Source organism: Gorillibacterium massiliense, assembly GCF_000455485.1.
Taxonomy (GTDB): Bacteria; Bacillota; Bacilli; order Paenibacillales; family NBRC-103111; genus Gorillibacterium; species Gorillibacterium massiliense.
In genome coordinates, this window is sequence record NZ_CBQR020000054.1 from 15253 (window position 1) to 37010 (window position 21758).

A 21758-nucleotide genomic window follows, 5' to 3' on the forward strand; every position below is an offset into this window, starting at 1 on the left:
TGAAGGCTTATAGATTGGAACCAATCTCCACTGTTCGCGCCGCTAACGGCTGCAACTGCAAAGTTGAGGTGTCATGCCTAATAATCAAATTCTCGCCTTCTAGCAGCGTGTAGGTCACCTGCTGCTTCTCCACATGGACTTCCAGAAGCCGATCCCGAAACGTCACCCGGAAACGATAACCTTGCCAGCCGCCGGGCAAAACCGGTTTAAACTGCAAGTCACCTGCATAATCCCGCATCCCGCCAAAGCCGCAGACGATGGAGAGCCATGCTCCTCCCATGGATGCGGTATGCAGCCCGTCTCCCACATTTCCGTTGCGGTCATCCAAATCCATCCGCACCGTGCGCTTAAAGTAATCGTAGGCTTGGTCGATCCGGCCAATATCCGCCGCTACAATGCTGTGGATGCATGGGGACAATGAAGAATCGTGAGTGTTGATAGGCTCGTAATAGTCATAGTTCCGCTGTTTTTCCTCGAAGGTAAACCGATTCCCCTGCAAATACAAAGCCAAAATCACATCCGCCTGCTTCAGCACTTGGTGACGATAAATAACAAGAGGATGGTAGTGCAGGAGCAGCGGAAACTTGTCTTTCGGCGTATTTTCCAAGTCCCATCGTTTTTTTGACAGGAAAGAATCATCCTGCGCGACGATCCCCCGCTCACTATCAACAGGAATGAACATACGATCTGCTGCCAGTTGCCAAAGTCCGATCTCATCATCGGCCAAATCCAATTTCTGCGCAAGCCGTCGGTATGCCTCCGCATGCTCCTGCAGCATCAAAAGGGCCGTTTGACAGGCATATTCCAGATGATCCTTCACCATCAGGTTTGTATAAGCGTTGTTATTGACAATCGCCGTATATTCATCCGGCCCCGTCACTCCATCGATACAAAACTGACCATCCCGCTCCGGATTGAAATGCCCCATATCCACCCAAAAGCGTGCCGTTTCGAATACCATCTCCGCCCCTTTTTCCAGCAGAAACTCCAGATCCCCCGTTGCCGACACGTACTTTTTCACGCCATAAATGATGTCCGCGTTGATATGTGCCTGAGCCGTCCCAGCCGGAAAAAAGGCCGAGGTTTCATTTCCGCTGATCGTTCGCCAAGGGTAGAGTGCGCCTTTTTGCGCCATGACCCGGGCACGATTGCGGGCTTGATCAAGGGTTTGATAGCGGTAATCCAGAAGAGCGCGGGCAATCTTCGGATGGGTATAGAGGAAGAACGGCAGGATGAACGTCTCCGTATCCCAAAAATAGTGCCCTTCATATCCTTCGCCCGATAAGCCTTTGGCGCTGATATTCGTCCTTCCGTCCCTCCCTGCAGATTGCAGCAGTTGAAAGGCATTATACCGAATCCCCTGCTGCATCGCCGGGTCGCCGGTAATTTCCACATCCGCTCGCCGCCAAAACCGTTCAAGCAGCTGACGCTGCTCCTCTTTGAGCACAGTAAAGCCTTGTTTTCCCGCAAAAGCCGCTGTTTGTACAGCCAAACGCAATAAATCATCAGCACCGTCCGTTTGGGTAGAGCAATAGACGATGAATTTCGTCAAAGCTACAGAGACGCCTTTGCGGCCTTGTATCCTATATGTGATCTCCGTTTGCTGCCCCTCGGCCTTCTCTTTCCTTATCGCGTTCGCGGGTTGGCTGATATGATGGGATGCCGCTGTTAGTACAGTGAAGCCGCTGTTTTTCGTCTTTTGGAACATCCAGGCGAATTCGCTCTGAGCATGAAGATCCAGCGTCTGCCACACCTGTCCGGAAAAAGCCGAACCCATACGCGGATCGTGTGCGCCGGCTTGGTTTTTCACATCTCCATTGATTTCGGACAAAAAGACAATCTCGCAATCGTCCGTCAGAGGCGTAACCTCATAATGGAGAACAGCCAGATGCTTGTGCCCCAGACATACCATTCTCTCGATGCGGATGGAAAACTGTTTCCCCGATGGGGATTCCCAATGGACATTTCGGGTCAATAGGCCCTGACGCAGGTCCAGCGTTCTTTTATGCGATAGAATCTTGCCGGTATGCATGCCAAATGGCTCCCCGTCTGCTGTAAAAACGACTCTTTTGGCGTCGGTAACATTGAGCATGGTCTCGCTGTTTTGCGCATACCCATAGGCGCCTTCCTGGTAATGGATCGGCTCCGTTTCAAACACGCCGTTCAAATACGTACCGCTTACGCTTTTACCGGTCTCACCCTGAAACCCCTCTTCAAAGCTGCCACGCATACCGAGATAACCGTTCCCCAAGGCGAAAATCGTTTCCATCTGCAGATGGTCATCTTCCTGATAATGCTCCTCTACAATGCTCCATTCGTCGGGAGGATGCTCCGACATTTTCCGTGAGAGGCTATTCATCCCTTAACCGATCCTCCTAACAATCCGCGGACAAAATAACGCTGCAAGCCGAAGAAAACAGCCAACGGCATCAGCATGGAGACGAAAGCGGCGGCGGTAAGCAGATGCCAGTCGCTCCCCCGGGAACCGACCATATTGGCGATGCGCATGGACAGGACCTGAACGTTGGGCTGTGAACCGATGAACACCAGAGATACCAGATAATCGTTCCAAACCCAGAGAAATTGAAAAATGCTGATCGATGCAATCGAAGGCACGGCAAGCGGTAAAATCAGCCGAGTGAAAATCGTAAAATTGCTGGCGCCGTCCATAAAGGCCGATTCAAACAGATCCTTTGGCAATTGGCTGATATAGGAATACATAAAGTAAGTAGCCAGCGGCAGCCCGAAGCCCGCATGAGCAATCCATACGCCCAGGAAGGTTCCGTTCAACCCCAACACCGTGTAATCCTTAAGAACTGGAATCAGCGCCACCTGAAGCGGAACAACCAGCAGGATCACGACGAGAATGAACATTGTTTTGCGCAAAGGAAATTTCAACCAAGCAAAGGCATAAGCAGCGAAGGATGCGATTAATATCGGAATAACGGTTGAAGGCACGGCGACGGTCAGTGTATTGAGGAAGGCTCGGTTTAAATTGCTCCCTTTTTCAATGCGGATACTGCCATCGGTTTGAGTGATCGGGTACTCTTTGCCGGCCAGAACCCCTTTATAATTTTCAATCGTAAAATCCGTGTTGGCCTTCCAACCGGGTTTTTCAACATCAAGGAGACGCGCCCGCCGGTTGCTCCATACCAGCTTCGTTCCGTCGGATGTTTTGACCCCGTCTCGCAGCTGCTGATCCGAATATGTGACGCCGTTTACTTGGATCGGCTCACTTAAGTCCGTATCCTTCGGCAGTTGAAGCTGACTCTGGGGTATCTCTTCCCGATGGGGAATCACCGTCCACCAGCCTGTTTTCAATATGTCCGAGGCAGGACGAAAAGAGGAAACAAAGAGCCCCAAAGTAGGAATCAGCCACAAAAAGCAAATGATGGCGAGGATCACATTAACCAACGTTTTGGAGGGCTTCAAGCCGGATTTCCGTTTTCGTTTGCGCATCAAAATCCCCCCTGTTTGCGGAATTGCCGCAGATTGAAGAGAATGACGGGAGTTACGGCAATCAACAGCACAATCGCCAGCGTCGACCCGTAACCGAAGTTCTGGTACATGAAAAATTGCCGGTAAAACTGGGTGGCTACCACTTCCGTATCGTATTGGCCGCCGGTCATGACCATGACCACATCGAAGATTTTCAACGTAAAGACGATAATCGTCGTTGTAACCGATAAAATTGTTGTCGAGATGTAGGGAATGATGATGCGGAAAAAGATGCGGATCTCTCCGGCTCCGTCCGCTCGCGCCGCCTCCAGAATATCTTCGGGCATGCCTTTTAGAGCGGCAGAAAAGATCACCATGGCGAACCCCGTTTGCATCCAAATCAGGATGAGGATGAGAAACAGGTTGTTCCACGGCTGGGTCATACTCGTCCATGCTTGGGGCTGGCCCCCCATCGCGACGACGATCGCATTCAACAAACCGACCTGCTCATCACCCGGCTGATAATAGTAGATGAACTTCCAAATGACCCCCGCGGCGACAAAAGAAATAGCCATAGGCATGAATACGATGGCTTTGGCCAGCTTTTCAAAGCTGCTGCGATCTGCGAGGACGGCAATCAAGAGGCCCAACACGATACAAGCAGTCGCTCCAAAAACGACCCATAGCAAGTTATTGCGCAGGGCCGTCAATAGAAGGCGATTGACGAACACTTGCCCGTAGTTGGCTAGCCCGACGAACTTGGTAGAGCTGGCGTTGAAAAAGCTCATATACAACGTCCGCAGCGTCGGAATGAGCAGCAGCCAACCCAAGAGCAAGATACAAGGACCGACAAAAAGATAGGGCTGAATCCGCCGCTTCCATTTATCCCCGTACTGTTCGATAACCCAATTGAACGACCAGTAGATCGCATATACGCCGACGACGCCCCACAAAATCGCCAGGATTCCATATACAATCGGGTTAAGTGACGCATCCCGCAGATAGATAAAGATACAGGTATGCCCGGCGATATTAAGCGCTGGTACAAGGATCGAGATGAGCACGAGCCAAGGAATCCGTTGTTTTCCCTTTGCGAATGGCATAAGGCTTCCCCCTTGCTAGGAAAATACGGAGGGCTTAAGCGGTTGCCCGTTTGCCCTCCGCACTCGTCCGGCGATGAATTACTTGTTCCAACCTGCCTGAATTTCCTTCAAAGCGCCGTCTAGATCAACGGTTCCGCTCACATAGTCGGTCATACCTTTCCAAAAGGTTCCGGCACCTACGGACCCCGGCATCAGATCGGAACCGTCAAAGCGGATCGTGGAAGCTTTTTGAATCAGCTCGGCTTGGCGGCGATCTACATCAGTAGTGTACCAATCCAGGCTGGCATCGTTCATAGGAGCGATAGCCCCGCCGGATTGCACCCACGTTTTAATGGATTCGCCGGTCGTAAAGAACTCCATAACAGCGCGGACTTCAGGGCGGTCATTGAACATGGAGTAAATGTCGCCGGCAACGAGAACCGGGCTGCCGTATTGCGGATCAATCGGCGGCAGGTAGAACCAGTCGTAATCGACGCCAGCTTTTGCCGTGGTCGGGAAGAAACTGGTGATAAAGCTGGCCTGCCGGTGCAGCCATGCCTTCGGAGGATTATCAAACATCGGCTTTGGTGCGTCGCCGAAGGCAGTAGTGACGATGGATTTCCGTCCGCCCAGCACATACTTGTCGTTCAGCCAAATGTCGGACATTTTGGTGATGGCATTCTTAACGATTGGATCCGTAAAAGGCAGCTCGCCTTTTACCCATTTATCGTAATTTTCCGGTGTGGTAGTCCGGAGCATGATGTCTTCGATCCAGTCCGTTGCCGGCCAGCCGGTGGCAGCGCCGCTCTCGATGCCGATAGCCCAAGCGGGATCGCCATCTTTTGCGATTTGTTCGGTGAGCGCCATCATTTCATCCCAAGTGGTGGGGATTTTATAACCGGCTTCGTCGAAAGCTTTTTTCGGGTACCAGACCAGACTCTTGACGCTGCTGCGATTCCAGACGCCTGCCATAATGTTCCCATTGGGACCTGCCATGGTCGCCATATCCAGCCAGCTTTGGTTGTAGTTTTGCTTCATCTTCTCGGCATTCAGGAAGGTGCTGACGTCAATGACTTTCCCAGCTTTAACGAAGGTGTTCAGGAGACCCGGCTGCGGGAAATCGGCGATATCAGGAGCATTGCCGCCATTAACCCGGATGGAAATGGTCGCTTCAAATTCTTTTGAGCCCTCATATTGAATATCAATTCCGGTCTTCTCTTCAAAATCTTTGATGCTGGTGTTGAATTTGACTTCATCCGCATCGGTAAAAGGACCGAACATCGTCACTTTTTTACCCTTAAACTTACCGGCGAAGGCATCCGCCAAAGCCCCCGTCGCTGCAGGTGCTGTTGCTGCTGTTGTCGGCGCTGCGGTGGGCGCCTTCGTCGCCGCTTTCACGGTCGGTGCGGTGGTCGGACTACTGCTTGCTTCTTTCTTGCTGCCTCCGCCGCAAGCGGTGGTAAGGAGGGATATTCCTAAAATAAGTGCGGTTGCAAGGGTTGCCGATTTTTTAAGCTTTCTTCCCATACTTTCATCCCCTTTTCATAAGAATGGTCATCTGCTTGCATTGTCGTCACGCTGCATTTTCCGCAAATTGAACTTCGCTTCACCTCCGAAATCGATTGTGAAAAGCTTTTCAATGTCAAAGATAATATCAAACATGAATGCGCTTCCTAATTGCGAAAAAGCGCGGAAATCTCGGGGATTAGTGCTTAATCTTCGTTCGCAATTTGCTATGCAATCGCTTTCTGAAAAGCTTTTCAAAAACTGACAAAATTTTTACCTTCTCTTTACGGAATCGCGAACCACCACTTCATGTGGCAAGTACTCCCGCAAAATCGGGTCCTTTTCACCGGAAATGATCCGGTGCAGTTTTTCAACAGAACGTACACCCATCTCGTACTTAGGTTGGGCCACGGTTGTCAACTTGGGGATGGTAAAACGGGACAGACGAATATTGTCAAAGCCGATAACCGATACCCGCTCAGGAACGGAAATGCCATTTTCATGGAGATAAGAAAGCAGCCCGATAGCCAGTTCGTCTGAGGCCGCGAATACGGCAGTCAGTTCAGGAGCAAGCTGGAACAGCTTCTGAGCCGCCTCTTCCCCATTCTCAGCCCAGTCATGGATATATACAATGTTCTTTTTGACTGCCTCAAGATTATACTCCCTTAAAGCCCGGACAAAGCCTTGATAGCGGGTTAGCCCCGCGATGCTGTCGCTGAGATCGAACCCGATCATCCCGATCTCTTTGTGGCCGGAGGAGATCAAATAACTTACGGCATCATAAGCAGCTTGCTCGTCGTTGATTTTGACGGAGGGCAGTTCATATTCCAAGGAATGGGTGGAAACCAGTACAAGGGGCATTTTCAATCTTTTCAACTCATTATAGTAATCTGGATATACGGGTTCGCTGGTGAGGAGAATGCCGTCGATTTGCTTTTCGTAAAAATTGTTCAAATAGGAGATCAGCCGGTTCTTGTCGCTGTCCGTATTGCAGATGATCAAATTGTAGCCGAGCTTCTTGGAGGCGTCCTCCATGCCACGAATCAAATCGGCGTAGTAGGAGTTGCGAATATCCGGAATGATGACACCGAGTGTTCCGGTTTTTCTGGAGATCAACCCCCTTGCGAGTGAATTCGGCCGATAGCCTAGCGTCTCAATCGCTTCGGTTACACGGGTGCGTTTCGTTTCCACAACGGTTTCCGGCGCGTTCATCACCCGGGAAACGGTGCTGATCGATACATTCGCCAGTTTTGCCACATCTTTGATCGTCGGTTTCAACAGCAGGACATCCTTCTGAAAAGGTTTTCAACTTCACATCTACAAGATAACGTTTTCAATTTCGTTCGTCAAGGGGGCAGGAAAAATATCCCGCTCCATTTTGCCAAGTAGATCTACCCTACAGGTGTTTGGTAATATCCGATGGCTTAACCACGGCATATTTGGGTCTATCCGCCAGTAGGTCATCCATGGAGTCCCGTCCCCAGGCTACGGCCATCATGTCGATTCCGGACTTTTTGCAGGCGTCTATGTCTCTCCGCTCGTCCCCGATGTAGAGAACCTCTTCCCTTTTCAGGCGGTTCCTTATTAGATAGCGGTTTATCGTTTGATGCTTGCCGTATAATCCTTTGGCAGACCTCACTTCGCGAAATCCGTCAAAGCGGTGCATGTGCAGGAACTCCTCTACAGCAGCGGCGGAATTGGAGGTCACGATGGACAGGACGTACCCTTTCTTCCGAAGCAAGTTCAAGATTCGCTTCATGTCCCCGTAGAAAACCAACTCTTTCACCCTCTGCCGGTAAAGCTTCTTAAAGTCCGCTACGGCTTTTCCCAGAAAAAGCAGGCGGTACAACGGGATATTCAACGCTTTCAGCGATTCCTGCAATGACCGCTGTTGAAACAGATTGAATTCCTCCGGCTTGATCTCGCCGAACCCGTACTTCAATGCCAGTTCGTTGACGGCCTTCCCCACGACAGCCGCCGAGTCGACCAATGTTCCGTCAAAATCGAACAAAATGTGCTTATACGCCCTACGCATGATAGCTCTGCATGGGATTATCCAGCACCCATTCTAGGATGAGAATCTGACTGGCAATGGCCTCCGCCCCTGCCTTGCCTTCCGCAAATGCTAACGCGTGCTTCAATTCGATGATCTTTCTCTTGACTTGATCTTCCGTTCTCAATCGTACTTCTCCCTCCGATTCGGTATACTGCGATTTTTATTATATTCGGCGCGAACGCGGTTTTGATATCGGCATACGTATCGGTCTTTTCCCTCAGATGACATGAATCGGATCTTGCATTTCATTGACAGGCACCTGTTCCGCTTCTCCATCATATGTAATGGTGAAAAGAAAGGCGGGGTGTATATGGGAAGCAAAACCGAATGGGAAAAACGAGCGATTTTTTTGGCTGCCGTCTGCGGACAGACCTATGCCCAGTATGCGAATCCGGACGGCTCCTTTATCGTTCCCGCGAATTATTCGCCCGTTCATACGATCCGAGCAAAATCCTTCCTTGACGATTGGGAACCCTTCGGGTTCATTATAGAGTCCCCCCAAGAGATCATCGTCGCATTTCGCGGAACCAGTTCGGCGAACGATTGGATCTCCGATGTCATCGCCTCGCAAATGAAGTTCGATCCTTTAGGCGGTAACTGCCTTTCGCATCGCGGCTTCACTGACATCTATTCCTCTACGCGCAACGGGATCATGTCCGCGCTGGCCAAACTTACGTCCGGCAAGCCCTTAACCGTAACAGGCCACAGCCTCGGTGCAGCACTTGCCACCTTGTGCGCGGCTGATATCGCGGACAACACCGGCAGTAATGCCCCGGCGCTTTTTACCTTCGGATCTCCCCGCGTCGGGGATCCGGATTTCGCGAAGACCTTCGCCAAACAAGTCCCGGAAAGTTACCGTATTGCCAACGTCTTCGACATCGTCACATATGTACCTCCGGCGGTTTATAAGCTGCCGAAGCGGGAAAAAACGTACTACTATCAGCATATCCAGGCCCAATCATCGCTTTCCTTTCAAAACGGTGATTTCGGCCGCAATCACGTCATTTCCAGTTACTTTGCGGAACTATCCAAACTCCAGCCGGAATACACGGAAAGCCTTTGTCTGGAGAACCCTGGCTTCTGTCCTGTCACTGAAGAAAAGCCGAAAAAGGCCGAAAAGTCATACGCACAGTAACAAGGAGAAATCAATTCCCCCGCCTCCCTATGGTATACTAGATTGGTAGAAAATTCCTAAGGTGCGAGGCGCTAATATGAGAAAACATGACCTGGATACCGGTTCGCTATTGCCTGCTGGGCATATGGTTGCGGAAGTTAATGCTGCACATTTGCATGTCACGACGACAAGAAGGCTTTCCATAAAGTTTGACGACAAAAATAGTGTCTTAGACTCGTATCTGCTATTGCCCCAACCGTTTCGCTTGCCTATGCGCATCGACCTTACGATCCGGATAGATGCGCCAGGGTTTTACCTGTTAGTAGGAAATGGTCACTTAAATTTCGGAACGCCATGGTCGGATAACCGCAGAATCGACGATATCGTTGAGCCCCAATACAAGCCCCGCTTTTTCCACCATCATATTCCACTGAATGAATTTGTCGATATCTCCGTCGTCTATGACCTTCATGCCATGCAAATCATCGTAAGTGGTGAGGAACGCTATTATTCGACAAACGAGAGATATATGAAGTCAAAGCGTCTGGAGGAAATGAACGCAACCGGTTTTCCGGTCAAAATCACATGCGATAAAGGCGCGAATATGTTCGTAAAAGCGTTTAGCGTTACCGAATATGACGGCAGAGTGGAGATCATCCGTTCAAATGCCGACTTGCCGAAGCCAATCGTGAGTAACGTTGCCGTGAAGCCGGGAGAAAAGGCGACATTCGAAAACTGCCTATCCAGCCTCCCCAAGGAGATCTATGAGGAGATCCTTCGGACCGATGCCTTTTTACGCTCGTTGCGGCCGATGAAGTTCAAACGGCTGGTGGAAAAGCACGGGAATAAAATTACGTATTTGGCGTCGGAGCAAGGATTCTCGTATACGATTTATCCGAGCAACGATATCATGCACCACTCTCTCAGTTGGTATATCATTACAGGCAGCAAGCCGGAATTCTGGCACAGAAAAGCAGACGGCATGGAAGCGACCTTAAGCAAGCTGGCCGAAACGTCCCCCGAATTGGCAGAACGGTTGTTTCACAACTTGATAGAGTGCATCGCTTGCTGTGAATGCTTGGTTAAAACGCCTTATGCGTTTAACGGCCATAAGAAGATGACTTGCCATGGCTTGATGGAATTCAAAATGTGCCGCTCCGATTTCGAGGATGTACGTGCATTTATTCGTGCCGCAAACGACTATCATGGTCAATCTTGACCTCAAAGCCAGCGAACCAAAGAAATTAGCGGGATGCCAAATCTTCAAGCAGCCGGTCCATCTCATTGCGTGCTGTCTGAACCGCCAGTTTGATTTCTTCCTTGGTCGCCTTTTCGATGTGGATGCCTGCCACAACCGTCGCAGTACAGCTAAGGGTGAGACAGGCCCGTTCTGCCAATTCTTGTACCAGTTGATCCTCCCGGTGCCCCGGTACGACCGACAGGATCGTCGTCGCCCCTTCGCCATTCAGATAAGCCGTTGCCACTGCGCCGATATGGGCTTCTCCTCCGGTAACGATAAAGAGGTAGTCCCGTCCCACTTGTTCAGCCCGAACTTGAATTTGAAAGGGCGTCTCTCTGCGGTTTTCCCCGTTTTGACTAATCTCCATGACCATTTCTCCCCTTTTTCTCTTCAAGAATCGTGTTACCCATAATCCCCCTCTATTGTACATGATTTGAAATCAACCGTCTCTCACGGAACATTTCCGCTTTCCCGTCGTATCAATCATTACGCATGGAAAAAGAAGGGTGAACCGCAGAATGGGTCTTAAGCTCATCATCAACATTCTGCTTTTCATTTACGGTTGGTGCGGCTTCCGCTATGAACGAATGCAGCGGTTCCAGTTTCTGCTTTCATTCAAATGGATCTGGACCAACGACACCGAACCGAGCGACTTTTATTTTTTCATGTGCAAGGTCAGCGGAATCCTGACGATGGCCTTTTCGGTCGCTATTGGCATCATGTCGCTGCGATGACTGACTTACAAAAGGAGCCGCATCAAGATCAAGTCTGGATGCGGCCCTTTTTTTGCAGATAACTCTACCAACCTAAATCGGCAAAGCGGATTTCCGTTTCCCACAAATCTTGAAGCTGCTTCTTCACCGCTTCGTTCATTTCTCCAGAGCTTGCCGAAACGTTATCCGCTAGTTGCTCCCGGTTGCGAATTCCCGGAATGACTGTCGTTACCTCCGGGTGGGCCAATATAAACCGCAGAGCGGAGATGGATAAAGGCAGCTCGGCACCGGTTATGCCTTTGATTTTCTCCACTAGCGCCCCACGCTTGCGGATCACATCGGGACTCCAACGCGCCCGCACGCCAGTAAACGTGCTTGCCGAATTGTATTTTCCCGACAGCCAGCCGGAATCCAACGGAACTTTGATGATGAGGGCGATTCCTTTTTCTCTGGCCATCTCGAAGGCTTCAGCCGTCTCCTGATACAAGATGTTGAACATGACCTCTAGCACGCCGACAGAAGTGTTGCGGATCAGTTCCAGCATCTCTTTGCTGGAATCTACGGACGCACCGTAAGCCAAAATCTTGCCTTCCTTTTTGAGCTCCTCCAGCACTTCGTAATGGCCGTATTTGCCATCCAAATGGTCGAATGGCGGATTATGCAGCAAGAGCGAATCGACATAATCTGTCTTCAGCCGCTTGAGGCTCTGATCCAACGATTCTCTTATTTTATCCGCGGAGAAATCCGTTTTCCCCTCCGCCGTGTGGCCGAATTTGGTACTAATCACGGCTTTCTCGCGCTTTCCGCGCAAAGCTTCTCCCAAGAGATCCTCGCTTTTCCCTCCGGCGTAATTCGGAGCGGAATCGAAGAAATTGATCCCCCGCTCCAAAGCCTCATGAACAAGGGTAATCGCCGCTTTATCTTCCATTGCCTCCCAGTCCCGACTGTTGCCGAGCTGCCATGCGCCAAACCCGATTTCGGAAACGGATTTTCCCGTTTGTCCATACGCTCTTGTTTTCATTTCCCCGACTCCTTTTCTGCGCCTGCTTCTCTTTCTATACGGCTGAACGTCGCAGCAGCATATACGAGAGCGCCATATAAACTATTGTAATCAGAAATAACAGAGACGCAATCTCAACAGCCGTCGAACCGGCAAACCAGTGGCCGATGGCTCTCCACTCGTCGTAATAATCCACCAAAAAGGTAAGAACGGTGAAGATGACTAACAAGGCGATAAAGAAGATATAAAGACCGGTGCGCCCGAATCTACGAAAGAGGCTGGCGATGAGAAAACCCCAGTAGAACATATGGCTCAAGAGGGCAAACTGTACCCAAAGTTGGGTGATAACCGAACCGTCGCTCATATAGGGTAACGAGAAAAAGTGGACCTGCGCCCCCCAGCCATCCGTGCCCCTTTCAATAGCGGCGAAAAGGTTGAGCATAACCGCCTCCAGAACGAAAAGCAGAAAAGCCGCCAATGCGGAACCGATAAAATAGTCCTTGCGCCGCGCGCCGAAACTGATCAGAAACGGGAAATTTTGAACAACATAAAGGATGCCCACAACGAACATATAGATATAAAGGGAAGATAACCCGCCAGTGTAATACTCATGATTTGACAAATAGCCGACAATCAGGTTAACCACGAAAGTGCTGAACAGTATCGCATGAGGAATGAACAGCCAACTCGTTTTATCGGCAAAAAACGTCTTCAACACACCTGCTGTCCGGTTCATACCCGCACCTCCGTCTTTACATCCAAATTTCCGCCTGTCATATGAACGATCATTTGCTGCAGCGATACAGGGGTAAGTTCAAGGCCCGTATCCTTGGTCATCATCTTTTCCATTGGACTCAAGGCTCCCATCACGGTGATGGATAATAAGCCTCCAAAAGGTTCACGATGAATGATGGTCTTTCCTTGGGCAAAAGCTTCCACTTTGGCAGCCGCCCCCGTAATTGTCACCGCGCTTCCCCGCAAGATGTCCGATTCCTCATTGACGATCATCCGGCCTTTATCAATGACCAGCACATGCTCCAACATTTGGCTTACCTCATCGATGAGATGGGTGGATAGCACGATAGTCCGGGGATACTGGCTGTAATCCTCCAATAGGCGGATATAAAACAGATTGCGAGCGACAGCATCGAGGCCCAGATAAGGCTCGTCGAACAAGGTAAGCGGCGCCCGGCTGGCCAAACCGATGATGATGCCAGCAGAGGAATGCATGCCTCTGGACAGCTTCTTCATTTTCCGGTTAACCGGAAGGTTAAAGTCCTTAATCAATCGTTCGGCAAACTCAGCATCCCAATTGGGGAAAAAATTCGCGGCAACACTCAGCACATTGGCAAAGGTAAATTGATCGGGATATTTCAAACTCTCTTTGATAAAACAGATCTTCTGCAGCACCCCTGCGTTTTCATATGGATCTTCGCCAAATACGCGGATATCCCCACTCGTTTGAAACTGTTGGGCGGTGATCATATGCATGATCGTCGTCTTGCCCGCTCCGTTTCGTCCCAGCAGGCCGTATATTTTGTCCGCCTCCAGGGTAAAGCTGACGTCTTGAACGGCTTTAACCTTGCCATAGGCTTTCGTTACGTTTTTCAGCTCGACGACCTTATTCATTCTCCCTGCTCCTCTCTGCGAATCATTTCAGCCAGATCCTCCGCGGTAATCCCCAGTTTCTTGGCTTCTTTCACCATCGAAACGACATACTGCTCATAAAACTTCTCTTTTCGTTTGCCGATCAGTTTCTTGCGCGCCCCTTCCGCCACGAACATGCCGATCCCTCGCTTTTTGTATAGAATCCCTTCCGTAACCAGCAAATTGACACCCTTTGCCGCCGTAGCCGGATTGATTTGATAAAAGGCGGCAAATTGATTCGTCGAGGGCACTTGTGTCTCCTCGGGCAGCGCCCCTTCCACGATGTCGTTTTCGATTCGCTCGGCGATCTGAACAAAGATGGGTTGACTGTCATTCATTATGAACACCATGGTAATGCCTCTCTTTCCGGAACAGCATATCATGCAAAACAACTTTGGTTAATTGGTTAGTTACTTGTGTAATTAACCATACATCCGATCAACCGTAATGTCAATAAGGTTTATGCCAATGACAAAAAATCCGTCCTCACAAATCGTGAGAACGGACATCGGATGCTACTGCAGTTAGTTTACATCCATAAAGGGAACTAGCAAACCGGAAGCATCACTTACATCTGCCGTCGGGACTCCGCTTGCCGAGCTGTCGCCAGCGATAACGAGCGTCCCGTCTTTCTTTAATCCGAGGGTATTATAATATCCGGCCGCTATGGCGACGATATCGGTCCACTTTTCAACATCCCTTTGCCCGAAGCTGTTGTCTCCGACCGATACTACCGTGCCGTCGCGTTTTAGACCGACCGTATGAGTCTCGCCAGCGGCTATGGCGATGATATCGGTCCAACCGGATACGTTCGCCTCGCCGAACCGGTTTTCTCCCGCGGCTACTACCGTGCCGTCATCCTTTAGGCCTACGATTATTCCGTTACCATCGATAGCGATGATATGCTGCCAATCCTTAACGGCATAAACATTGGGATTCGTCCCTGTCGCCTCAACGGTTCCGCCGGCTTTCAGACCATAAATCGTATCTTGTATGCCGGCGACGGCGACGATGTTTTTCCATGACGGGAGAGCGGATACACTATCTTCCGCTAAATAGGGATCAGCAGCTTTAACGGTTCCGTCTTGTAATACGGCGATTATGCTACTTGGGTAATCCGCATGAACCTCCTTGACGAACTGGAAGTTCGGCAGTTCCCGAACGACCGAACTCAACGCATTTGTAGAAGTGACTTGTGATTGCTCCAGCTCCTGAACCGTCCACGGACAGGTGGTAACCAAGCTGCCGTCATCTTTCAACGCCAAAAGATAACCAGCTCGTATAGACAAGGCGGATACGCCTTTCCAACCGGATGAGTTTAGCGCATCGGCGTTTGTCCCTTTATCCCATACCGTTCCATCCGCTTTGACCGCAGCCGCGCTCCAGCCCTCAACGGCAATGTAATCGCCATTCATGATGTACCGGAGTTTTGCCGTTAGGGATGCCCCATTCTTATAATTGCCAAGGGTGGAAAGAAGCCTGATCGCTTGAGGAAATTGCCGCTCTTTGATCTTCTTTATAGCTGATTGATAGATCTTCTCTTCCTTGCTTGGAACTGTGCACCCCATGAAGAGCGTGAGTAAAACCACCCCTGCAAGCAGACAGCTTCTTTTTCGAACTTCACCCGACATCAACATAACTATTCATCTTTCCTCTGGGCAAGGCGGTAATACGGAAGGTGCAGCGTCGGCTCAAAGCCCAGCTTCATCGCCAGTTTTAAAGACCCAACGTTACCCAATCGGCAACCCCAAACCGGTTCCAGCCCCTGTTCCAGGCAATACTCGATCAAGGCGGAGCATACCGCGAAAGCATACCCTTTACCCCGGTAAGCTTCATCCGTTTCGATGCCGATTTCCAATTGACGCTCGTTGCGGTATGCCGAGAAGGCTGCGGCTGCGATCTCGCCGTCATGAACGATACAACAACCTGCTCCGTTCGCCTTAAAATGCTCCCCATCCTGCCAAAAATATCGGGCGATGACACCGCCTTTTTGCGCTGCAAAAAGCTCTTTTGTCATGGGTAAGACCTTGGAATCGATCATAGACTGGCTCTGCCGTGCTAACGTGTAGACATCGCGATTAAACCGGAAATTTACTCTCGTTTGCTTTTCCATTGCTTGCAGATGATCAGCCAGATTTCCATCTGATGCCATCTCCCGATTATGGCGCATTAGCTCAGCATCGATCCGTTCAGCCCAAGTACTCCCCGGATCCACCTGAAGCCACTCGCTCCCCTGCCTCATCTGCATATGATCCGTCAAATAATTGGATAATGACTGATTAAACGCTTCATCATCCTCTTGTCCGAACAGCAGAGACATCCCATATGGATGTACGATATAGAAGGTACGGGGATTCTGCTCATCATTCACATAGATCAAGCCGGGAAGCCGTTTGGCGACAACCGCTTCCGCAAACATCGTGTTCATTTGCAATTGGCTTAATGGAATTTTCACACAGTCATAATCTTGTTCTTTCAGCTTCCTCATGCTTTATCATTCCTCACCTTAACTTAATCCTTCGATAATCAGGCAGCCACTTGAACGGGTTGCTTTTTCCGCAGCATGACGGAGATCAAATAAGCTCCATAAAGCAAATACAGAATATCCAACACGGAAATTATCAGCAATTGCTTGTTATCTGCACTGGCACTAGTGAAATTGGCGAACGCGTCAAATAAAAAATGAAAGACCATTAAAGGGATGATTTTATTGGTCATTTCGATGAGTAAAGCAAGGATGATACCTAATAAAAAGGCGTTCGCGACCTGCAAAAGAACTTCCAAAACGTCGTGTCCGCCGAACGCATTTGCCATATGTAAAATTCCGAAAAAGACGGAAGAGAATACGATGTAAAAAAGCCTGCTCTTTTCCTTCAACCGTTCCCGAATGATGCCCCGGAATACCGTTTCTTCCGTATAGCCCACAAGCATGGTAAATACGAGGATAGCCACGATATCGCCTAACGCAAGATCTCGGTTAATCCCCCCGACAATGGGCTGCACAAGCGCGATAATAAGCAAAGGGATAAAATAGAGTACGCGCTTTTCTTTAAGCAGCTCAACTCTGCGAAATCCGAATGACCCGAGGGTGGCGTCCTTTCTTTTCATATAAATCGTAATAATCAATGCCATGATGAAAAAAGCGACAGCTTGAGACAGCATCGTTTCCGTATCGTTTAACTTTTGGATCTCCGCTGCTGCCGATGCGATGGAAACCAGTACTGTCAATACAATGCCAAGCATGAGGGAAAATAAAATCGGATGACCTTTTGCTGCGCTCTTCTTCTCCATTGTCTTTGCTCCTCTTTTGCTATGAATATCGTCTCTTGAAAAATATTACCTAATAATCGCTATTCTTACAAGGAATAATATGGATTGAGGGTTAACTTGCTTGTAAAAAAAGAGGAAACCACTGAATAGGTTTCCATTTGCCCAGCCAATAATATGCAAGTATCCGATTGGATAAGTAAAAATGGAGGAGGAATAGTCATGGCTCACGACACGGAAGACGAGGTACGCAACCAACTGGATGAAGCAGGAGATTCTCTTGCGGAGAAGAAAAAAATCGAAAGCGGCGTCGACATAGAACCTGAAGGCGACGAATGGGTGGCAAAACCTGCCGCGTTAATTAACCCCGATGAGTTGGACGAACCTTAAAAAAAGCAACAAAAAACCGCCAGGCCACTGCCTGGCGGTTCGTTTTAGCTTGTGGATTTGCCCATTCGCATTAAGGTGCGGATAGCCAGCAAGATGATAAAAAGCCCGGCTGCAGCGGCAATGAGCAATCCGGCGTTTTCTTCCAGAAGAATGAATAGCTGCTTCCACTGCGGCCCCAGAGCATGGCCCAAGAAGGCGAAACTAACCACCCAAAAAGCAGCTCCAAGATACGTATACACCGCGAATGAGCGAAACCGCAATCCGATGATTCCGGAAAAGTAGCCGGTAAAATGCCGTACACCTGGTATGAAGTATCCGATCAAAAGAAGGTTCGTCCCGTATTTGTCAAACCAACGGCGGGTAGCATCTATTTTGCTGGGAGTAAGAAACAGCCATTTGCCGTATCGCTTGATAAAGGGCATGCCTGCTGCTTTCCCGATGAGATAAGTCAAAGTCATTCCAATGGTCGTGGCCAAAAAAGACAAGATCAGAACCGGCGCGAGATGAAGCACGCCCTTGTAGCTCAAGTAACCGGAATAAGTCAGCGTCGTCTCCCCGGGAAAAGGAAGCCCGATAAACTCCAGCAACAGACCGCAAATCAATACAAAATATCCATATCCTTCGAACAGTCGTTCGATATCTGAAATATTCACATAAACCCCCCGCTGCTAACGTTGCATATCCTCTACCATGCCCTTTTCCCACATATAATTTCCTTCGACCTCATTGTACATGAGCCGTTCAAAAAATGCATCTCCAACCCTACTGTTCAGGCAAAATCCAATATAAGATCAGCCATTTCAGGAATTGTTATCCATGATTTATTCATCTATAGTCAAACTGAACCTGGCTTTCAATAAAAGGGGTACCGCATGATTCTGCGGAAAACGGCTAAGTCATAACCAACAGTCTATAGCTTCCATCAGCCCTATAAGGGCATGGTACAAGCACCTCAAAGGCCAATGAGCTCGTTCTACTCTCGAATACTTACTCCCATGTGGACGTGATCCTGCGTGAGGCTTGGGACAGCGTTGTGGTGAATACCTGCGAAGATGCAGGTATTCATCCACTCACTCTCCGTTTCCTGCTCGGTTTAATGGTTCAACCTATTCGCGGTTGGCAGACCGGCATATAAAAGAAAGGCAGAGCGTAGGCTCTGCCTTTTCCTATAATTCGTTTATCAGGGAATTTGATAGTTGTTCAGGATGTAGGAAATATCCAAGAGATCCACCGCATTGTCGCGGTTGATGTCCGCCAAGCTTGGTTTAGCACCGGTCCAGCCGGTACCCTTCGATTTGCCGAATTCCTTCGCCGTCAGCTGCAGGTCGACCAAATTGATCTGTCCATCATTGTTCACGTCCCCTGCCTTCAGAACGCCGAAGTTCTGTACCGTGTCAGCACTCACGGTTACGGGGAGAGATTTGGCGACATGGCTGGGCACATAGGCGCGAACGGTGTAAGTACCATCCGGTACCGTCAAGGTGTATGAGCCGTTTGCGGCTACTTCCGCGATGGATACGACGGTTCCTTTACCATCCAACGCTTCCACAATCACCTTTTGCTCTCCTTCAGATCCGGAATACCAGACTTTACTGTAATCCACTCCAGAACCGAAGGCTTCCGCCGTAAGGGTGCCGGTAATCTTATGCATCAACGGTCCAACTACTGGTTGAATAGTTACGGCCCCATTGGTCGTTCCACTGATCGCAATATCACCCGCATCGCCATCCAGCAGACGGACGTTGGACAGTTTGAAATCATAGCTTCCAGGGGTTTGACCGGAGAAATGGAAGTTAGCTAGAATGCCGGAGCCCGTATACCCTTTCATATCCCCCAAGAGCGAGACGATGTAATCGACGCGGATTTTGCCGTTGCCCAAATCCGTAGATTTTTCATCAGTCAACAGAGAGACGCCGGGATTATTAGCCTCTTGATAGGTTGCCATCGTCACGCTTGGCGTTGTGGTCCCCTTGGTCAACTGCTTATCGTATTCCAGACTGAATTGGGCGGAATACAGTCCGGAAACTTGAGGAAATTGAATGCCTACATCAAAGGCTTGTCCAACTGCTACAGGTGAGGCAGATACCTTAGCCACAACAGGACCGACTTGAGGAACTTCGGTATTGTCATAGTTGACGACAAAAGCCGGTGTGACCGCTCCATTTCCTGCTGCATCGTATACATAGACATTAAAGGTATTTTCGCCGGGAGCAATCGGAACCTGGATGGTAAAAGTGCCATCATTGGCGATTACTCCGTCAGCTTGCTGGCTGTCCCCATCATACAAGGCAGCTACACCGATATCACTGTAATCCGCGGTTGTTGGCGGGGTCAAGAAATCACTTACGATCCGACCGGAAATGGTGCCGACCCCATTAGAAACGGTAATTTGCGGATTATTTAATTGAGCTACAGGAGCATCGACATCAAGAATAAAAGATTGCGCCTCTTCGGTGATGGGAGCAATATCAGTTGAATTAGGTCCTACCCATGGAACGAGTAAATAATAGTTCGTAGTCAAATGGAGAACCTGATTCCCCTTCACTACAGTACCGTCCCAACCGTTAATGGTATAGCTGCCTGGAGAAATGCCGCCTGTTTCTTCCAGCATCGTTCCTTCCCATTTGAGCCCGCCGCCTTCAATCGAATAGACATCCAGAGAAAAGTACGGGCTATAGGTGTTGATTCGGAAACTTATTTTTGTACTATCCTGCACCCCATCGTTATTCGGCGAAAAAATGGTCGGCGCAAACGCAATTGCCGATACGGTATTAGGCAGCTTAACATCCCCAATATACACAGAAACCGGAATGGTCAAGGGAGAGCCGCTGGCAGGCGTCAAAACGACTTGAGCCTCATAATAGCCAGACATGGCGGTGCCGGATGCCATAAAATTCAAATCAAAGGTTTTCGTCTCCGCACCTGTCACGCTGATGGATGGTTGAGAGGTCGTTAAGGTTCCGGCAGAATCCCCCAGCCAATTGACGGCGATGCTATAATCTGCGGACTGGATGCCCGTAACGTCAATGGTTCGGCTTGCGCTTGAACCGTCAGCCATTTTACCAAAGGAAACACTTGCCGTCTTGTCGCCTGTACCCCATGATGGCTCTTCCACCAAGGCAACAGCTCCGGCTCCGTTGACTTTATTCAAGTCGACACGACCCGCTCCTTGCATCATATAAGAATACCGTTTGTTGGAAAGATCCGATATTTGATCCGCATTGTTCATCAGAAGTCCTTTGACTTCAAAAGGATCCAGTTCAGGATGGGTTTGCAGAATCAAGGCCGCTGCACCGGCAATATGAGGAGCCGCCATACTGGTTCCTTGCATATCCGCATAAGCGTCGGTATAGTCCCCGCCATATGCGGGAATCGAAGAGCGAATAGCTACTCCGGGAGCAGTAATGTCTGGCTTGATATCCAAGCCGGGCAATGCGGGTCCCATTGCACTGAAATCCGCCAATGTATCCTGTGTCATTTCGATTCCAAAATGAGCTGTGTAATTAGGATTCGTTTCAAGCATCGTCTTTAGCGCTAAACCGTCTGTGTCGGAGATGCTGAAAGTTGGAATATAATCACCTGCGCTGCCTAACGTGCCGCCAAAATTGCCTGGCTTGTTATTATAAATAATAGCTGCAATCGCGCCAGCGTTTTTGGCGTTGATGGATTTTTCAACAAAAGAGATGCTGCCTCGAGAAATAAGAGCGACCTTCCCTGTTAAATCTTTGCCTGCAAAGTCATCCGTTGTCCCCATACCGGAATAGACGAATTGCACGTCCATACCATTCAAAGCCCCTAATTCCGGAGAAAATGACATAAGGCTGCCATACAACTTATTCAATCCAGACCCGGTAACAACCGGAACGTTCAGAGGCGGGGTAGAAGCTCCCACCGTAACCGCCAGTCTTGAAGCCCCCGGCGTCCCTAATGTATAATCCCCCGGTCCGTTATTGCCGGCAGAAACAACCGTTACGACGCCGGATAGCATCGCATTATCGAGAGCGATGGATGTCGGATCAACCTCATTGTCGAAATCATCGCCCAAAGAAAGGTTGATGACATCCATGCCATCAGCTACCGCCCGGTCAACGGCAGCGATTACATTCTCGCTGGTGCCTGTCCCGCCGGGACCCAATACGCGGTAAGCATAAAGATCCGCTCCATAAGCAACGCCTTTAACCCAGCCTGTCGGATTATTTTCAATAGTTGGATCTCCACGGCCCGCTATCGTTCCCGCAACGTGCGTTCCATGTTCCGTAGCCGCTTTCGGGTCGTTCGGGTCAGGCCGCGTTTCGTAAGGGTCAT

General features: G+C 49.7%; 21 protein-coding genes. 4 read left to right on the forward strand and 17 right to left on the reverse strand.

From position 1 onward, the window contains the following. Positions 1-7: 7 nt before the first annotated feature. From TJ79_RS05600 to TJ79_RS27700, 7 genes are all read right to left on the reverse strand, one after another. Positions 8-2359, reverse strand: a complete 2352-nt coding sequence (locus TJ79_RS05600) for a glycoside hydrolase family 65 protein (RefSeq protein ID WP_040949313.1) — start codon at positions 2357-2359, stop codon at positions 8-10. Further along, entirely contained in the window at positions 2356-3459 is a 1104-nt protein-coding gene (locus TJ79_RS05605) for a carbohydrate ABC transporter permease (RefSeq protein WP_040949314.1), read from the reverse strand. Before TJ79_RS05605 ends, TJ79_RS05600 begins: the two co-directional genes overlap by 4 nt. Continuing rightward, positions 3459-4541 (reverse strand): carbohydrate ABC transporter permease, encoded by a 1083-nt coding sequence (locus TJ79_RS05610; protein WP_040949315.1) that lies wholly within the window; start codon positions 4539-4541, stop codon positions 3459-3461. Before TJ79_RS05610 ends, TJ79_RS05605 begins: the two co-directional genes overlap by 1 nt. 78 nt (positions 4542-4619) lie before the next feature. Next, a complete protein-coding gene (locus TJ79_RS05615) occupies positions 4620-6047 on the reverse strand; it encodes an ABC transporter substrate-binding protein (protein WP_040949316.1) in 1428 nt (475 codons plus the stop codon). A gap of 252 nt (positions 6048-6299) precedes the next feature. Further along, positions 6300-7304, reverse strand: a complete 1005-nt coding sequence (locus tag TJ79_RS05620; protein ID WP_040949317.1) for a LacI family DNA-binding transcriptional regulator — start codon at positions 7302-7304, stop codon at positions 6300-6302. Positions 7305-7422: 118 nt separating this feature from the next. After that, entirely contained in the window at positions 7423-8061 is a 639-nt protein-coding gene (locus tag TJ79_RS05625; protein WP_040949318.1) for an HAD-IA family hydrolase, read from the reverse strand. After that, positions 8054-8206, reverse strand: coding sequence for a hypothetical protein (locus tag TJ79_RS27700; RefSeq protein ID WP_202903294.1), 153 nt, complete (start codon positions 8204-8206; stop codon positions 8054-8056). The genes TJ79_RS05625 and TJ79_RS27700 overlap by 8 nt, the downstream gene beginning before the upstream one ends. A 186-nt stretch (positions 8207-8392) precedes the next feature. On the opposite strand from TJ79_RS27700, the gene TJ79_RS05630 reads away from it, so the two are divergent. Both TJ79_RS05630 and TJ79_RS05635 read left to right on the forward strand, forming a co-directional pair. Further along, positions 8393-9217, forward strand: coding sequence for a lipase family protein (locus TJ79_RS05630; RefSeq protein ID WP_040949319.1), 825 nt, complete (start codon positions 8393-8395; stop codon positions 9215-9217). Positions 9218-9293: 76 nt separating this feature from the next. Further along, a complete protein-coding gene (locus tag TJ79_RS05635; protein ID WP_040949320.1) occupies positions 9294-10415 on the forward strand; it encodes a hypothetical protein in 1122 nt (373 codons plus the stop codon). A 25-nt stretch (positions 10416-10440) separates the two neighbouring features. Here TJ79_RS05635 and lpdD read toward each other — a convergent pair whose 3' ends face one another. Then, on the reverse strand, positions 10441-10803 hold the full coding sequence (gene lpdD, locus TJ79_RS05640) for a prenylated flavin chaperone LpdD (RefSeq protein WP_052339311.1): 363 nt from the start codon (positions 10801-10803) through the stop codon (positions 10441-10443). Positions 10804-10954: 151 nt separating this feature from the next. Between lpdD and TJ79_RS05645 the strand changes: the two genes are divergently transcribed. Continuing rightward, on the forward strand, positions 10955-11170 hold the full coding sequence (locus tag TJ79_RS05645) for a DUF6199 family natural product biosynthesis protein (protein WP_040949321.1): 216 nt from the start codon (positions 10955-10957) through the stop codon (positions 11168-11170). Between the two features lie 64 nt (positions 11171-11234). Here the strand turns inward: TJ79_RS05645 and TJ79_RS05650 are convergent, their stop codons facing one another. The 7 genes from TJ79_RS05650 to TJ79_RS05680 all read right to left on the reverse strand — a co-directional run bounded on the left by TJ79_RS05650 (position 11235) and on the right by TJ79_RS05680 (position 17087). Further along, positions 11235-12170 (reverse strand): aldo/keto reductase, encoded by a 936-nt coding sequence (locus TJ79_RS05650; RefSeq protein WP_040949322.1) that lies wholly within the window; start codon positions 12168-12170, stop codon positions 11235-11237. A gap of 34 nt (positions 12171-12204) precedes the next feature. Next, positions 12205-12885, reverse strand: coding sequence for a hypothetical protein (locus TJ79_RS05655; RefSeq protein WP_040949323.1), 681 nt, complete (start codon positions 12883-12885; stop codon positions 12205-12207). After that, positions 12882-13778 carry an ABC transporter ATP-binding protein gene (locus tag TJ79_RS05660; protein ID WP_040949324.1) on the reverse strand — a complete coding sequence of 299 codons (897 nt, stop codon included), beginning with the start codon at positions 13776-13778 and terminating at the stop codon, positions 12882-12884. Before TJ79_RS05660 ends, TJ79_RS05655 begins: the two co-directional genes overlap by 4 nt. Beyond that, on the reverse strand, positions 13775-14146 hold the full coding sequence (locus tag TJ79_RS05665) for a GntR family transcriptional regulator (RefSeq protein WP_040949325.1): 372 nt from the start codon (positions 14144-14146) through the stop codon (positions 13775-13777). The genes TJ79_RS05660 and TJ79_RS05665 overlap by 4 nt, the downstream gene beginning before the upstream one ends. 174 nt (positions 14147-14320) lie before the next feature. Then, positions 14321-15364 carry an RCC1 domain-containing protein gene (locus TJ79_RS25740; protein ID WP_238322818.1) on the reverse strand — a complete coding sequence of 348 codons (1044 nt, stop codon included), beginning with the start codon at positions 15362-15364 and terminating at the stop codon, positions 14321-14323. Between the two features lie 71 nt (positions 15365-15435). Then, positions 15436-16284: a GNAT family N-acetyltransferase gene (locus tag TJ79_RS05675; protein WP_052339313.1), complete on the reverse strand. Its 849-nt coding sequence runs from the start codon at positions 16282-16284 to the stop codon at positions 15436-15438. A gap of 38 nt (positions 16285-16322) precedes the next feature. Next, positions 16323-17087, reverse strand: coding sequence for a CPBP family intramembrane glutamic endopeptidase (locus TJ79_RS05680; RefSeq protein ID WP_040949326.1), 765 nt, complete (start codon positions 17085-17087; stop codon positions 16323-16325). A gap of 198 nt (positions 17088-17285) precedes the next feature. Between TJ79_RS05680 and TJ79_RS27705 the strand changes: the two genes are divergently transcribed. Further along, positions 17286-17453, forward strand: a complete 168-nt coding sequence (locus tag TJ79_RS27705; protein WP_202903295.1) for a hypothetical protein — start codon at positions 17286-17288, stop codon at positions 17451-17453. A 44-nt stretch (positions 17454-17497) separates the two neighbouring features. On the opposite strand, the gene TJ79_RS05685 is transcribed toward TJ79_RS27705, so the two are convergent. Together TJ79_RS05685 and TJ79_RS28410 are read right to left on the reverse strand one after the other, a co-directional pair. Beyond that, positions 17498-18106 (reverse strand): DedA family protein, encoded by a 609-nt coding sequence (locus TJ79_RS05685; RefSeq protein WP_040949327.1) that lies wholly within the window; start codon positions 18104-18106, stop codon positions 17498-17500. 527 nt (positions 18107-18633) lie between these two features. Further along, on the reverse strand, positions 18634-21758 hold a 3125-nt coding region (locus TJ79_RS28410), incomplete at its 5' end, for a S8 family serine peptidase (protein ID WP_040949328.1).